Here is a 14,418-nt window from a genome sequence, read left to right on the forward strand (position 1 = left end):
AACATTTATGCTGCATACGCATCAGCGGCAAAGCCGTTTTGAGTTGTTCATCTATTATGCTGTAGCATTCCTGCTGCTTTGGGAGTGGCTTCGACCGCTTCAAGATTTTACAGAGACGAGTCATACGTCTTATTTCATCATTTTTATAGGGCTTACATGTTTGTTTACATTCTTTCGTTTGAAGTGGTATGTGACGTTTCCTATTTGTACTGGCTTGATTTTGCTCGCCTTATATTTGATCTTTTATCAAGCAGAGCCAAGCTATCCGGCTCCATTATTTGCTGATATCAAAGATAATATCACCTTGATGAGCACAGGCATGTGGAGTGACATGTATCCCTCCTTCCGCACATTGTTGTTTTATATTTTGCTATGGCTGCTTGTCTACTTGCTTCATTATTGGGTGGTCTATCAGCAGCGCATCTTTTTCTTTTTACTTATGACGATTGTGTATGTCACGATTCTGGATACGTTTACGCCATATGATGCAACCTTTGCGATCGTTCGTATTATGGTGTTTGGTTTTTGTTTGCTTGGGTTGCTGTATTTCGATCGACTGCGTTCGACTGAAGGCATTCGGGTATCACAGAAGGCGCGACTAAAGTGGTTTTTGCCCATGCTGGCGCTTGTTCTTCTGTCAGCGACACTCGGCGCTTCTTTACCAAAGTCTGATCCGAAATGGCCTGATCCTGTCCCATTTTTTAAGGCGGTGACGAATCAAGATGGCTCTGCCGGACAGAATAAGGTGGGATATAGTACAGATGATTCATCGCTTGGCGGACCATTTAGTGAGGACCGCACACCGGTCTTTAAATGGAGCGGTAAGGAACCCTCCTACTTTCGTGTCGAAACAAAGAGCATCTACACCGGAAAGGGCTGGGAGGATGCCTCAAATGATACGAAACCTACGCGGCTAAAAGAGGACAGTGTACCGAATCGCTGGTTTACCGAGCGTGTAAAAACAGAGATGCACGAAACGAGAGTCGATATGGAATCGAATTATCGTTTTAATCATGCCGTCTATCCGATTGGGACAATCACACTGACGCCAATGGAAAACATTCCGCTGCAAATGATGGGGAAAACGGAGAAAATCGTCCCATCCATTCAAAATCCGCCGAAAAATTTAGGGAACTACCAAGTCACCTTTTTGTCTCCTACATTTATCCTTGAGGATTTGCAGAGAATCAAAGTACCGACAAAGAAGCAGGTCAATCAGGAGGTTGGCCGTGAATACTTACAGCTTCCTTCCTCATTGCCAGAGCGTGTGAAAACATTGGCAAACAGCTTAACGGAAACGAAGGATAATATGTACGATAAGGCTAAAGCGATTGAGGATTACTTAGGGTCTGCGAAGTTTTCATATGAAACGCAAAATGTTGCTGTGCCTAGTCGTCAAGAAGATTATGTGGATCAATTTTTGTTTGATACGATGATCGGCTACTGTGATAACTTTTCAACCTCTATGATTGTACTGCTTCGTTCCATTGGGATTCCGGCGAGATGGGTGAAAGGGTACACGTCAGGTCAATTATATGAAACACAGATGGATGGAAATAATGTGTATGAAGTGACCAATAACAATGCGCATTCATGGGTAGAGGTGTATTTTCCAAATAGAGGCTGGGTGACCTTCGAACCGACAAAAGGTTTTACGAACCCAGAGACCTTTACAAATGAATCGGCTTCAAGTGATCAAGCAGATGATGATCAAAAGGAAGAAGATCAGTCTAGCTCCGATGCAAGCGAAGATCAGCAGGCCGAACAGCCGCAGCAGCAGGAGACAGCGCAGACCGCTGAACCAAAGAAACAAACAGCGCAAGCGAAGCCTAATATGGTACATGTTGGTTCAATCCTGGGTTTTGCGGCAGGAGCTATGATCCTTCTAGGCTTGATAAGCTGGATGCTTTATCGATTCAGAGCAAGATGGCTGCCATTCTTTATTGTGAGAAAGGTGAAACGTCTGCCAGAGGAGGAAGCATTCTTCTATGCGTATGCTGCGCTATTAAAGCAGCTGAAGCGCAGGGGAATTGAGAAAAAACCTGGCATGACGCTAAGAGAATTCGCTTCTTTGATCGATGACAAGGATGGAGATCATCGGATGTCAGAGCTGACGCAGCTCTATGAGCGGGCACTCTATCGACGAGAGGATGCGTCGGTGCTTTGGGGGCAATCCGCAAAGTTATGGGAAAATTTAATAAACAGGAGATAGTCTTGACCCCGTACCTTCCTGTTGTTAGAATAGGTGAATATTAAAACCTTCTAAAATACATGAAATTGAAGCGTTCGGATGTGAGTCTGGGCGCTTCAAAAGCGTGATTCACACTGAGAGCAGGTTTTCTCCTCTCATTTTTTCTGTGCGTTTATAAAAAACTATATTGGACATAGAGGTGACACCATGACAAATTTAGTAAATGAAATGATTTTGGTTCTAGATTTCGGCAGTCAGTACAATCAGCTGATCACACGCCGTATTCGTGAATTTGGTGTGTACAGTGAGCTTCATCCGCACACTTTAACTGCTGAAGAAATTAAAGAAATGGCGCCTAAAGGAATCATCCTTTCTGGCGGACCAAACAGTGTTTATGATGAAGGATCTTTCCGCTGTGATGAAAAGATTTTTGATCTAGACATTCCGGTTCTAGGCATTTGCTACGGCATGCAGCTTATGACTCACTATTTAGGCGGGAAAGTAGAAGCAGCTAGCCAGCGTGAATACGGAAAAGCAGATATCCACATTAATGGAACGCCTGCTTTATTCAAAGACCTTCCGACTGATCAAGTCGTTTGGATGAGCCATGGTGACCTCGTTGTTGAAGTACCAGAAGGCTTTACAGTTGATGCAACAAGTGCACATTGTCCAAACTCAGCGATGAGCTTAGCTGAGAAGAATTTCTATGGCGTTCAGTTCCACCCAGAGGTTCGTCACTCTGAATACGGAAATGACCTATTGAAAAACTTTGTCTTCGGCGTGTGTGACTGCGATGGCAAATGGTCAATGGAGAACTTCATTGAAATCGAAATGCAGAAAATCCGTGAAACAGTAGGCGACAAACAAGTATTGTGCGCACTAAGCGGTGGTGTAGATTCATCTGTTGTGGCGGTATTGATTCACAAAGCCATCGGTGATCAGCTGACATGTATTTTCGTTGACCACGGTCTTCTTCGCAAAGGCGAAGCAGAAGGGGTTATGAAAACATTTAGTGAAGGTTTCAACATGAACGTGATTAAAGTAGATGCGAAAGATCGCTTCTTAAACAAGCTAAAAGGTGTGTCTGATCCTGAGCAAAAACGTAAAATCATCGGTAACGAATTCATCTATGTATTCGATGATGAATCGGACAAGCTAAAAGGAATCGACTATTTAGCACAAGGAACACTTTACACAGATATCATTGAGAGCGGAACAGCAACGGCACAAACAATCAAATCTCACCACAACGTAGGTGGTCTTCCAGAAGACATGCAGTTCGAATTGATTGAGCCTTTGAACACGCTATTCAAGGATGAAGTCCGTGCCTTAGGTTCAGAGCTGGGCATTCCTGACGACATCGTCTGGAGACAGCCATTCCCAGGTCCAGGACTAGGTATCCGTGTACTAGGTGAAATTTCTGAAGAAAAACTAGAAATCGTCCGTGAATCGGATGCAATTCTACGCGAAGAAATTGCCAACTTCGGCCTTGAGCGCGACATCTGGCAATACTTCACGGTTCTCCCAGACATCCGCAGCGTAGGTGTCATGGGTGACGCAAGAACATATGACTACACAATCGGCATCCGTGCTGTTACTTCGATTGATGGGATGACGAGTGACTGGGCAAGAATCCCTTGGGATGTACTTGAAAAGATCTCTACTCGTATCGTGAATGAAGTGAAGCATGTGAACCGCGTGGTGTATGATATTACGAGTAAGCCGCCTGCTACGATTGAGTGGGAATAGGACTTTATTGCTATATTTGTGCTTGGACCGTTGTTGGATAAGGGTTTAACCTTTTGTGAAAAAGATAAAACTATTTTGAAACATACAGTTCCCCACCAAAAAACCCTACCAGAATTTCGGTAGGGTTTTTTCTTTATGTGATTTTACTTCTGTTTTAATGTGGTATCCTCTTCACCAAATAAAAATCCAAGGCCACAAATAAAGGTGAGTGAATTCACAGCGAACAATAAAATCACACCAATTTTTTTCATGGCAATTAACCTCCTCCTAAATTCAGTCTGTCAGCCTTCAAAATTTAAATTCACTGGTTCATCCTCTAAATGATCCACAGTATTTTGTTCTGTCACTGGCACACTTTCATCTACAATTTTAAAACTAAGTTCGTCCATCCAAATTTGACCTGGACCTTGTAGTAATATGCCAAACGCAATGACTTCACTTTTTACTGGAACATCTAGTACTACACTAAAATGATTCCATCCATTTGTTCCTGTAATAGGACGGTTCATCATATTGTCAAACGCTAGAACTTCACCTGAAGAGTGGTCAATCCTCATCCATAAACCAGCTGAGCCTTTCACATCTTCGTTTTTAACAAAAGCAGAAAATTGAAGCCGTTCTCCTCGGTAACGCTCAGATTTAATTTGCTGCATCAATGTTGCGAAACCTCCAGCTTTTTTATCTTTTGATTTTAAATAAGCGGAGTTAGTCCCACTGTGTACAATTTTGTTATCCAAACCTGTTTCATAGTCAGATGGGGTATCCCCCGCCATAATCCATCCAGTAGGTGTGTTCTGATGATCAGCCATATTTGTTTCCTCCTCCTCATTAATTACATTCCTTAATAATTTCCGATAACGTGCGGGTGACATGTCATATATCTTCTTAAAAGCTCTAGTGAAGGATTCCTGTGAACTAAATCGATACTGCAATGCGATGTCAATCGCCCGTTGGTCTGTATGAATTAAATCCTTCGCCGCTTGGGTCATCCTTCGTACCCGTATATAATCAACCACTGACTTCTTCATCACTTTTTTGAACATACGGTGAAAGTGAAACCTAGAATAACCAGCGTGTTTCGCTAGAGTTTGAAGCGGTAAATCGTCTTTCAGATGCTGTTCAATATAATTTAATGTTTCTTGAATCGTTCTCTCATGTTCTTGATAGGACAACCGAGCACCTCCTTACCTTACGAGTTTAGTATAGCGGAAATACTCTTTAGGAAACTTGACTTTTTGTGCTATGTTGCAATATCAAAGAATAGAGGAACAAGCATTTTAAGAAATAAATAAGGAAACTTTTTGTTTGAGAAATTTAATAATTATTTGTATAAGGCTATTAAAAAATAAACAATTAGCACAAATGATCAAAAAAAAGAGGAGGGAAGTAATAAAATAAAAGGTAGAGGGGGGAGAAACAATGGATTACTATGAGAGAATACAGCATTCAATTGAGTTTATTGAGGAGAACCTCCAAAACAATATAAGTATAAAGGATATTTCCTCAAAATCCTGCTTTTCAGCGTTTCATTTTCAGCGTTTGTTTCAAGCCATTACAGGTTTTTCTGTGCAAGAGTATATCAGAAATAGAAGGCTCTCTGAAGCTGCTAGGTTACTGAAAGAAACAAAGCAGAACATTTTACACATAGCGATTGCTTTCCAGTATGGTTCTCAAGAAGCGTTTACTCGTGCTTTTTTACAATTCTTTGGGGTGACACCAGGCAGGTTTCGAAAAGAGGAAGTGATGTTAAAGCGACAAAACAAAATTGATTTTTTAGCGTACCAATCTAAGCTAGACAGTGAATTCAATATGGATAAACCTGTCATGACTCAATTAAGCAATTTTTATATCATTGGTTACGAGTATCAAACTAATCTTCAAAATGAGGAATATTTCACGGACATTCCTTTGTTTTATATGGATTTTGGAAGAAAGGAATATTATCAACAGATTCCAAAGAAAATAGCACCTCATATGGCTTATGGTATATCTACTTCTTTTCAAGATGATGGCCGTTTTTCGTTTGTGGTAGGGGAAGAAGTGGAGGAATCCGATCTAGATTTAAATGAAGGGTTTGTAAAAATAGTGATTCCTGAGGGGAAGTATGCAGAATTTAAAGTGAGTGGATCTCATGAAATGGTGCAAAACACTAGGAGATATATCTATGGTAGCTGGCTTCCAAATTCTAATTATGAAAGAACGAGTGGACCAGATTTTGAAATAACAGATGTCTTACATTCGAATGGACCAAACGATATCAAAATGAGAATCTATATTCCTATTGAGGAATAAACAAAGGGGATCAAAAGATGAAAATAGAAGATCTTTTTGGAACTTTTCCTGTATTAGCTTCAAAGAATCTATTGTTAAAAAAGGTGGAAGAGCATCATTTGCCAGAGTTATTTTCAATTTACGACAATGACACAGTCTTTCAGTATTGTGGAATCATCCCCAAACATAACCTCCAAACGGTAAAAAAGATGATCGGTCATTTTGAACGAGATTATACGAAGAAAAGCAGAGTGAAATGGGGAATCTTTCAAAAAGATAATCCTCATACGCTAGTTGGCATTATTGAAACAATGGATCTCAATCAAAAGGTGAATGCGGTGACGATTGGCTATTTCTTGGCGGAGGAACATTGGGGCAAGGGCATCGCAACAGAAGCTGTCTCTACACTTGTGACCTTTCTGTTTGAAGAGATTGATATCAATAGAATTCAAGCGGAGGTTATGCCAGCAAATGAAGTATCAAAAAAAGTCCTGTTGAAAAATGGTTTTATCAAAGAAGGACTGCTTAGACAAGCTGTTTTATGGTCCGGCAAAGGAGTTGTTGATTTAGAAATATACAGCATGCTGAAAGAGGATTACATGCGTGAATAAGCACGAAAACATGATGCTGATATGGCCTTTAGGATATCAGCTTTTTGTTATGAGCTAATTTTTCTGTATTTGGAACTTCTTTTAGAAAATAAAAAAGCGAACATTGAGCTCGCTCATTATAGTTTATTTCAATTCGTTGGAAGCATATTTTTCAATCCAGTATAAAATGTAAATTGTTTTCAGATATTTTTTGATGATCGATTTGCTTTGCTCTTAATTTCTATCTCCTGTTCATCCTTCTACCAGTTCCGAATGTGTATGGACGATGATTCCCTTTTTTCATTCTTAATCTTCTCCACAACATCACCGCAAGAACAACCAAGATGACACATTGAATTGAAAGCAAAAGCATTTGCATTGCCATAGGCGTTTGTCCAGTTGTCATTTGATCCACGATATTATGCACCGCGTGCCATAGGACGACCCATTGCAGGCTGTTAGTGAGTGCCACAATTTCAGCTGCAACGAATCCAAATAAAAAGGCGAATAAGATTTGTGCCACTGTTAATGTGAGGCTTTTTCCGCTTAGTAGATTAGCAGAATGACCAAGGCCGAATAGTACGGCAGATCCCCAGATGGCGGTACTCAGATTGATCTGTTTTAAATATTGGAACAGGATGCCTCGAAAGATTCCTTCTTCAAACAGACCGACACACACCATGAAGAAACAAAGTGCTATAAAGGAAGAAAGGGTTAGATCCTTATTTAATCCAGCAATAAATGGAATGGCCTCGATAATAAGGATGGGAAATATCCACATACCAAGAGACCCTTTTCGAAACCCTATTTCTTTCAAGTGAAAACGACTTTTTTGAATAATGAATAGAAGTAAAAGACACCCAGCCAGCATCGCACAGCCATTGATGAGATAGATGTTCGTTGGATCTGTTACTTCTTTGATGGATATATAGACACCTGCACTTGTTGGGATGATTAAAGAAAACAACAGTAGAAGTACTGATTTTCGAATGATTGTGATTGGTTTCATGTTTTGATTCCTCCTCTAACGTCAGAATAGTGGAATCAAGCAGAAGTCACAATTAAATCTTCCTAACATGTCAATATTTAGCCCTAAGATGCACTTTAAGATGTTGTTCGTTTCTTTCGCTGCTGTAAAAGTTCGTTGATTTCCTCAGCAGTTGCTTGATCTTTTTTATACAATAGGTACTTCATCAAAAAGAATAATGCCATGACCACAAGGAAATTCACGATGAACGAAAGGAGACTGATTTCAGCGCTGACGATGATGATGGTGGTCATAATCATACACATCACAAGGACGATATATAGAATTTGTTGAAAAAGAATCCGTTTATGACTGTACGTTTGTTTTGGATATAGCAAGAAGGTTAGGGCGCTTGAAAAAAAGGAACTGAACATGATTGCTTGTAAAATATAGATGGGCATCGTTCCAAACGTGAAACAGTAAATCAATACGAGTGCAGTAAAGATCATACAAAATGTGATCAAAAGATTTGTGATATAACGTTTCATCCTGTTCACTTCCTCCGTAACCCAAGCTTCTCTTTTAATGCTTGAATATAAAAACGTGAAATCATCACTTTTTCTCCATTTGTCAGGTTTGCTTCGAAACGGCCGCTCGTTTTAGGAGAAATAGACGTGATATAATCAATATTAAGAATCATCGATTTCGAAATCCTGACATAGTCATGCGCCTCAAGTTGCTCTTCGAGTTCAAATAACTTTTCTTTTATAAGAAACACCCCATCTGTCGTATACAAAAACGATCTTTTATCGACGCTTTCTATATATAAGATGTCGTAATAATAAATCTTTTTTGTTTTTTCTTTCTCAGGATCTTTCGCTAGGAAGAAGGGGGCTGATTGCTCCACTTGCTGGACAAGCTTTTCAATCGTCGAATTAAGCTCATAAATGTGAAAAGAAACATATTCTGATTGCGGCTTTTGAATGAAATGAATATCTGTTTTCATTTGTTTTATTCGTAATCCTTCTTCAAAATCGCATACATATACACATCATCAAACCCATCCTGACCAAGATCATACTCTCTCAATAAACCTTCTCGTACAAAGTCAATCTTCTCCAATAATTGAACAGAGGACGTGTTTGCTGGATCAATGATGGCTTCAATCCGGTTCAGGTTCATCTCCTGAAATCCATATCGTAACACCGCAGCAATCGCTTCCTTCATGATGCCTTTTCTCCAATGATCGTGGTGTAATTCATAGCCAATTTCGGTGCGGTAGTGCTGTTTTTCTAGATTGAGAAAGCCGCAGCTGCCGATGATCGCAGGATCTTCTTTTAAAGAAATGCCCCACCTGATGCCTGTTTGTTCTTTGAAGATATTGTCATACCACTTGATTTCTCCTTTTGTGTCTTCGATGGATTTATGAGCATCAATGCCCATGTAGCGGCACACGGTTTCATTGGATAAATAGATATGCATATCCTCAGCGTCTTCGATCGTTGCTTGTTTTAAGATTAGTCTTTCGGTATGAATTGTTGGAAATGATTGCGGAAAGGTCATTTTGTTCATGTGTTTATCCTCCATGTGATGTCTTTTGTTCTGTACATGCCTTACAATAAAAAACCCCTTCATTCCTCAGCCAAGCCTTCACCTCTGTCATTCCTTTTCTCTTTGGATAGACCAGCTTAACGTACACTTCTTCGTTTCCTTCTATCTTTTTCTGACAGCTAGCACACGTGGGTTCTTCGAATCGAAACAATCGACATACTCCTTTTTGTAGATATTTCTTCCATTATATCAAAAGTTCAAGTTGCACTTTCGACTCCAATCTTCACTTTCTCTATTTTTATCCGACATATGCTAAGTAAAAGAAATTTCCGTTTGTTGAAACCGTTTGAGAGAAAGCTTGCTCTAACAGGTGTAGGAGGTGTGAGTGAGATGAAGCAAGTGCGTCTAATTAAAAAAGCACAAAAAGGGAATGTTCCGGCATTTGAGAAATTAATGCTGATGTATCAGGAGCGTTTATATAAAACGGCTTTTCTTTACACAAGAAATAAAGAGGATTCGTTAGATGCTGTTCAGGAGACGGTTTTTAAAGCGTTTAAGCATCTATCTGGCTTGAAAGAACCAGCTTATTTTTCTAGCTGGCTGACGCGGATTTTGATTCATACAATTTTTGCGATGAAGAAAAAGCAGCAAGATGTTGTTCCGTTTGATCAGCAGCACGAAAGCGTTGAGCGCCATGATTTTTTGGAAGACAAGCTCGATTTAAAACATGCACTTGAAGTGTTAGATGAGCAATACCAGGTCGTCATTCAGTTGTTTTATTTTCAAGATTATTCAATTTCGATGATTTCTGAGCAGATGGGTGTGCCTGAAGGAACGGTCAAAACTCATTTGTATCGAGCAAGAAAGATATTAAAACAAACGTTGGAAAAGGAGGAGAGTGTCGATGGAACGAAAAGAAATGAAAAAGCTTTATGATGAGATTGAAGTACCAAAGGTTGAAGTAACCTCTGCAATTCGCCAAGCAATAGGAGATGTGAAAGCGGAAAAGAAAAGACGTTGGTTCACATGGAATTGGAGAACGCCAATATATTCTGTCATCATACTAATCGTTCTTTATTTTTCATCAGGCTTCCTTTTTCCTTCTCTTAATACAGCGATGGCACGTGTCCCGATTATTGGACAGTTTTATATGATGTTTCACGATAAAGTAGGAATGTCTCTTTTTCAGAGTGATTTGGTGAAGCACGTCAATGAGGGGGCTGAATCAAGAGGGGTTACTGTGAAAGTAAACAGTGTGTACTATGATGCCGGGCGGCTTGTTTATACGTTTACTGTGGAGAATTTCCATACAAAAGAAGATGTTGTATCGTTTAGAGTGAATCCAGAAAAAATCGATGGAAATTTTCAACTGAATTTTGATAAAACAGAGTTAAAAAAATTAAAAGATGGCCGCTATGTTGGGCAGACGGAAGTCTATACAAATGGACAAACGATCAAACAAGGTCAACAAGTACCGCTTGTTATTTCGAAGATTGGGGATATTGTAGGGAATTGGCGCTTCAAGTTACCTGTGGTCAAGCAAAAAACCACTTTATTAGCGGGACAAAAAGACGTGTCTATTTTAAATGGACGTTATCAAATAAGAAACGTAAAGGTAGAAAATGGAGTGAATGGCTCTGCTATTCAATATGTCATTGATTACAATGGTTTTGCCAAAGATGATAAAGTCAGTATAGATGGAATGAAAGATAATTTAGGGAATGAGTATGAGCTTGAGATTGGAACCGTTTTAAGAAAGAAACAACTGACTCCTGACAAAACTAGAAAAGATCATTTGACGATTTTGAATCAACCGATTAATCCAAAGGCGACTGAATTGACATTTTACACGGATGTGAGAAACGAACGAGAATACAGCCACATTATTCCTCTTCAGACAAAGCTGCCTGTTCAGTTCAAAACAAAACACCATGGCATCGGAATCAAAATCAATAAGATAGAGCAAAAAGACCGTTCTGTGATCGTTGATTATCAATTTACTGGAGTAGATCAAAAAGAATTAGATCAGAATATGATGGAGAATATAGGTGAATTCATTGGATTAGGCGATGTTGAAAAGATGAAATCATGGCCCGATCCACAAGCAGACTATGAAAGCGGATATTACTTGAAGGGGAACCATGCGAAAGTGACGAATTTAAAGACAGCTTCCATGCAATCCACCTTTGAATTTGATGATAAGAATCTAGAGACTTTATCATTAAACCATTTTTCTTTTAAAGAATATGGTCTTTATCTTGATTTGTCAGAACTGAATATGTTGGCACCGCACAAAGAAATAAAGGTAACCATTCCAGTCAAAAAAGAAACATCAAAAGCTAGTCAATAAATAAAAGAGCGAACATGGTTATACATGTTCGCTTTTTGCCTGCTTTTGGGCCAGCCGATGACGATGGAACGAGTACCGAATCAACATGAATGCGACAAAACTGGCTAAACCGCCAATCCAGCTTAAGTTCGTGACATTTGTATATTGTATAATCACACCGCCCATTGACGATCCGAGCATCATGCCGATATTCATAATCGCTGTATTAAAACTCAGCACGGTTTCTGATGCTTGGGGTTTTAGAGAGATGAGGTAAAACTGCTTCGCTGGAGTTGTCGTCCATGTAGCGATGCCCCATATGGCAAGCGTAATCAAGATGCTTATTGTAGAGAATTGCGTAAAGAATATGGCAAAGAGAGCGAGCATCTGGATCATGATGCTGATCGAGATGGTTCGGTTTGGTCCCCATTGATCAACGGCGAAGCCGCCAAATCGTGAGCCTATAAAAGCAGCGATTCCTAAAATGAGTAAGGCGATACTTGTCATTTCAAGAGAGAAGCCAGCAGTCTGTCGTAATAAAGGCGAGATATAAGCGAATACCATTGTGTAGCCTAAGATCCAAAAGACGGTCGTGGCTAATCCGCTGATCACTCTGCTATCTTGAAGGAGATGTAATTGTTGCTTCAATGGCAGATGTGAATGTCCCTCCATGCGTGGCAGTAATTGATAAAGCAGTAGTAAAAGACAAGCAGTACCTAGTGCAATGATGAGAAAAATATAATGCCAATCCACATGACCTGATAAAAATGTGCCAATAGGGACACCAAGTACGAGTGAAACGGTAAAACCAGTAATGACCGTTGCCATTGCGCTTCCCTTTTTTTCTGGAGGGGCGATCTGCGCTGCATAATTCGTGGCGACGACAATATATAAGCCGCCACTCATGGCCATGATGACTCGGGATAGCAGGAGCAGCACAAAGTGATGGCTAAAAAAAGCGACTACATTGCCTAAAATAAACACAAAAATAGCCGATAACAGAACCTTTTTTCGGTTCAATTTCGATGTTGCCATGACTAAAAAGAGAGCACCTACTGCATAAAAGAGAGAGTAAATGGTGATAAGCTGCCCGGCAGCAGGAATAGAGATATTTAAATCAACAGAAATCATATCTAGAATGCCTGACACGACGAATTCTGACGTGCCTGTGACGAATGAACCGACAGCTAAAAGAATAATCAATAGCTGATATGATGTGTTTTTCATTTTTGAACCCTTCCTTCAATTTGATACGTTGTATTTAGTTTAAATTCCGTGCTAACATAAGTAAAATTGATGTTTTTCATGAAGGAGATGAGTGAATACTCATGAGCTTTGTTCGCTTTGATATTATCGCAAAAGTGGTCGAGCTTGGCAGTTTTACCGCAGCAGCTGAAGCATTAAATATGACGCAGTCCGCGGTGAGTCATGCGGTGGCGAGTTTAGAAACGGAGTGGGGTGTGTCCTTATTCATTCGTGATCGAAAAAAGGGCATCATGCTGACAGATATCGGTCAAACGCTTCTCCCGCATATTAGAGAAGTATTAAATAGGGTGGAGAAGATCCAGCAGGAAATTGCGTTAACGAAAAATATCGAAACGGGCTTGATTCGTATCGGAACTTTTGCCAGTGCATCAGCTTGTTTATTGCCTAAGCTGCTTGTGAGCTATCAGAAAAAGCATCCGAAAATCGATTTTAAATTTTATGAGGGAACGTATGAAGAAATATTGGAGTGGCTAGACTCTGGCATCATTGATGTTGGTTTTGTTGTGAAAGGTCATGCAGATGAAGCCTTTGACTTGCTGCCGCTGATCAAAGATGAGATGGTGGTCGCCTATCATCCAAATCATCGTTTTCACCAGCAGTCCATTGTAGACATCACAGATTTGGCGGATGAACCATTTATTATGCCGACTGGCATGTATCAATCACATGTAGAGGATATTTTTTCTGAGGCTCAATTGAAGCCAGCTACTTTATTTGAAGTACACGATTGTACGACCATTGCTCGTATGGTTGGGGAAGGGCTTGGTGTCACGATAGGCCCTGAGCTGTTTTTAAAAACGCAGCAGCTTGTGCATATTCGTCAGTTGAATGTGTCTCATCACCGTGAGGTTGCGCTTGCCTGTCCGTCTCTCTCCCAAGCTTCTCCGGCAGTGAAAGAGTTTTTCCATGTAGCCGAAGCAGTTTTTGCAAAAGAGAAGGATTTGGAGAAGGATGTATAAAGAACTAGATGTGATTTTCCAAATTCGTGTAATAAGACGAATGAAGCGGACATTTCTTTGAAAAATGTTCGCTTTTCGTATTGTGTTTTAAAAATGAAGTTGGTATTTGAATCAATTGACAGAATTAAAAAGAAGAAGGAAACATTGTTCGACGAACTTTTTCTAGAAGCGTAATTATTGAAAGAATTCAAGTGGTAAAATCTCATAAACTTGAGAAAATAAATAAAGACCCGAACTCAACTAATGTGGTAATAGTGAAATTCCATTACATTGGGTGACAGTAGGGGATTTTTTAAACTTATGATTGATATGGATATCAGAAGTTTGTTTTTTAGAATGATTGAAAGTAATAATAAAGAAATTCATTTTTTCCACAGAGCAAGTTTTAACGATCGAGATAAAGTTGCGGTTTAGAATTTGGTTCATAATCAGTGCACCAAAGTAATTGCTGAAATAAAAAGGTTTGTTATCACAGTCAGCTTTGGGATCAGCTTTTTTTGTGACATTACATATTCCAATTTATTTGAGTTTAAGACTTTTATAAT

At 39.7% G+C, this 14,418-nt stretch carries 14 protein-coding genes; 7 read left to right on the forward strand and 7 right to left on the reverse strand.

Features of this window, described 5'->3' with window-relative positions; all coding sequences use genetic code 11:
• Positions 1-7 precede the first annotated feature (7 nt).
• Together ACQYAC_RS16260 and guaA are read left to right on the forward strand one after the other, a co-directional pair.
• Positions 8-2,212 (forward strand): transglutaminase TgpA family protein, encoded by a 2,205-nt coding sequence (locus ACQYAC_RS16260; RefSeq protein ID WP_429943690.1) that lies wholly within the window; start codon positions 8-10, stop codon positions 2,210-2,212.
• A gap of 186 nt (positions 2,213-2,398) precedes the next feature.
• Positions 2,399-3,940: a glutamine-hydrolyzing GMP synthase gene (guaA, locus tag ACQYAC_RS16265; RefSeq protein WP_012009093.1), complete on the forward strand. Its 1,542-nt coding sequence runs from the start codon at positions 2,399-2,401 to the stop codon at positions 3,938-3,940.
• A gap of 281 nt (positions 3,941-4,221) precedes the next feature.
• Here the strand turns inward: guaA and ACQYAC_RS16270 are convergent, their stop codons facing one another.
• On the reverse strand, positions 4,222-5,112 hold the full coding sequence (locus tag ACQYAC_RS16270; RefSeq protein WP_429943691.1) for a helix-turn-helix domain-containing protein: 891 nt from the start codon (positions 5,110-5,112) through the stop codon (positions 4,222-4,224).
• A 247-nt stretch (positions 5,113-5,359) separates the two neighbouring features.
• On the opposite strand from ACQYAC_RS16270, the gene ACQYAC_RS16275 reads away from it, so the two are divergent.
• Together ACQYAC_RS16275 and ACQYAC_RS16280 are read left to right on the forward strand one after the other, a co-directional pair.
• A complete protein-coding gene (locus ACQYAC_RS16275; RefSeq protein WP_429943692.1) occupies positions 5,360-6,232 on the forward strand; it encodes an AraC family transcriptional regulator in 873 nt (290 codons plus the stop codon).
• A 17-nt stretch (positions 6,233-6,249) separates the two neighbouring features.
• Positions 6,250-6,822, forward strand: a complete 573-nt coding sequence (locus ACQYAC_RS16280; protein WP_350394226.1) for a GNAT family N-acetyltransferase — start codon at positions 6,250-6,252, stop codon at positions 6,820-6,822.
• Between the two features lie 220 nt (positions 6,823-7,042).
• On the opposite strand, the gene ACQYAC_RS16285 is transcribed toward ACQYAC_RS16280, so the two are convergent.
• The 5 genes from ACQYAC_RS16285 to ACQYAC_RS16305 form a co-directional block, all read right to left on the reverse strand.
• Entirely contained in the window at positions 7,043-7,810 is a 768-nt protein-coding gene (locus ACQYAC_RS16285; RefSeq protein WP_429943693.1) for a CPBP family intramembrane glutamic endopeptidase, read from the reverse strand.
• Between the two features lie 95 nt (positions 7,811-7,905).
• Complete coding sequence (locus tag ACQYAC_RS16290; RefSeq protein WP_111912118.1) at positions 7,906-8,316, reverse strand: hypothetical protein; 411 nt, start codon at positions 8,314-8,316, stop codon at positions 7,906-7,908.
• Between the two features lie 5 nt (positions 8,317-8,321).
• Complete coding sequence (locus ACQYAC_RS16295; RefSeq protein ID WP_058015542.1) at positions 8,322-8,774, reverse strand: LytTR family DNA-binding domain-containing protein; 453 nt, start codon at positions 8,772-8,774, stop codon at positions 8,322-8,324.
• A gap of 5 nt (positions 8,775-8,779) precedes the next feature.
• Complete coding sequence (locus ACQYAC_RS16300; RefSeq protein WP_429943694.1) at positions 8,780-9,340, reverse strand: GNAT family N-acetyltransferase; 561 nt, start codon at positions 9,338-9,340, stop codon at positions 8,780-8,782.
• 4 nt (positions 9,341-9,344) lie between these two features.
• Positions 9,345-9,530, reverse strand: a complete 186-nt coding sequence (locus ACQYAC_RS16305; protein WP_012009130.1) for a hypothetical protein — start codon at positions 9,528-9,530, stop codon at positions 9,345-9,347.
• 179 nt (positions 9,531-9,709) lie between these two features.
• Between ACQYAC_RS16305 and ACQYAC_RS16310 the strand changes: the two genes are divergently transcribed.
• Both ACQYAC_RS16310 and ACQYAC_RS16315 read left to right on the forward strand, forming a co-directional pair.
• Positions 9,710-10,255 (forward strand): sigma-70 family RNA polymerase sigma factor, encoded by a 546-nt coding sequence (locus ACQYAC_RS16310; RefSeq protein WP_426973173.1) that lies wholly within the window; start codon positions 9,710-9,712, stop codon positions 10,253-10,255.
• A complete protein-coding gene (locus ACQYAC_RS16315; protein ID WP_429943695.1) occupies positions 10,224-11,669 on the forward strand; it encodes a DUF4179 domain-containing protein in 1,446 nt (481 codons plus the stop codon). The genes ACQYAC_RS16310 and ACQYAC_RS16315 overlap by 32 nt, the downstream gene beginning before the upstream one ends.
• An 18-nt stretch (positions 11,670-11,687) precedes the next feature.
• Here the strand turns inward: ACQYAC_RS16315 and ACQYAC_RS16320 are convergent, their stop codons facing one another.
• Entirely contained in the window at positions 11,688-12,875 is a 1,188-nt protein-coding gene (locus ACQYAC_RS16320) for an MFS transporter (protein WP_429943696.1), read from the reverse strand.
• Between the two features lie 101 nt (positions 12,876-12,976).
• Here ACQYAC_RS16320 and ACQYAC_RS16325 point away from each other — a divergent pair, with 101 nt between their 5' ends.
• On the forward strand, positions 12,977-13,873 hold the full coding sequence (locus ACQYAC_RS16325; protein ID WP_429943697.1) for a LysR family transcriptional regulator: 897 nt from the start codon (positions 12,977-12,979) through the stop codon (positions 13,871-13,873).
• Positions 13,874-14,418: the final 545 nt, after the last annotated feature.

Source organism: Bacillus sp. MM09(2025) (assembly GCF_050496725.1).
Taxonomy (GTDB): Bacteria; Bacillota; Bacilli; order Bacillales; family Bacillaceae; genus Bacillus; species Bacillus pumilus.

Bases quoted from the DNA above. Each gene is read 5' to 3' on its own strand.
- ACQYAC_RS16260 (WP_429943690.1), top strand. From the start codon at position 8: ATGCTGCATACGCATCAGCGGCAAAGCCGTTTTGAGTTGTTCATCTAT.
- guaA (WP_012009093.1), top strand. From the start codon at position 2,399: ATGACAAATTTAGTAAATGAAATGATTTTGGTTCTAGATTTCGGCAGT.
- ACQYAC_RS16275 (WP_429943692.1), top strand. From the start codon at position 5,360: ATGGATTACTATGAGAGAATACAGCATTCAATTGAGTTTATTGAGGAG.
- ACQYAC_RS16280 (WP_350394226.1), top strand. From the start codon at position 6,250: ATGAAAATAGAAGATCTTTTTGGAACTTTTCCTGTATTAGCTTCAAAG.
- ACQYAC_RS16285 (WP_429943693.1), bottom strand. From the start codon at position 7,810: ATGAAACCAATCACAATCATTCGAAAATCAGTACTTCTACTGTTGTTT.
- ACQYAC_RS16290 (WP_111912118.1), bottom strand. From the start codon at position 8,316: ATGAAACGTTATATCACAAATCTTTTGATCACATTTTGTATGATCTTT.
- ACQYAC_RS16295 (WP_058015542.1), bottom strand. From the start codon at position 8,774: ATGAAAACAGATATTCATTTCATTCAAAAGCCGCAATCAGAATATGTT.
- ACQYAC_RS16300 (WP_429943694.1), bottom strand. From the start codon at position 9,340: ATGAACAAAATGACCTTTCCGCAATCATTTCCAACAATTCATACCGAA.
- ACQYAC_RS16310 (WP_426973173.1), top strand. From the start codon at position 9,710: ATGAAGCAAGTGCGTCTAATTAAAAAAGCACAAAAAGGGAATGTTCCG.
- ACQYAC_RS16315 (WP_429943695.1), top strand. From the start codon at position 10,224: ATGGAACGAAAAGAAATGAAAAAGCTTTATGATGAGATTGAAGTACCA.
- ACQYAC_RS16320 (WP_429943696.1), bottom strand. From the start codon at position 12,875: ATGAAAAACACATCATATCAGCTATTGATTATTCTTTTAGCTGTCGGT.
- ACQYAC_RS16325 (WP_429943697.1), top strand. From the start codon at position 12,977: ATGAGCTTTGTTCGCTTTGATATTATCGCAAAAGTGGTCGAGCTTGGC.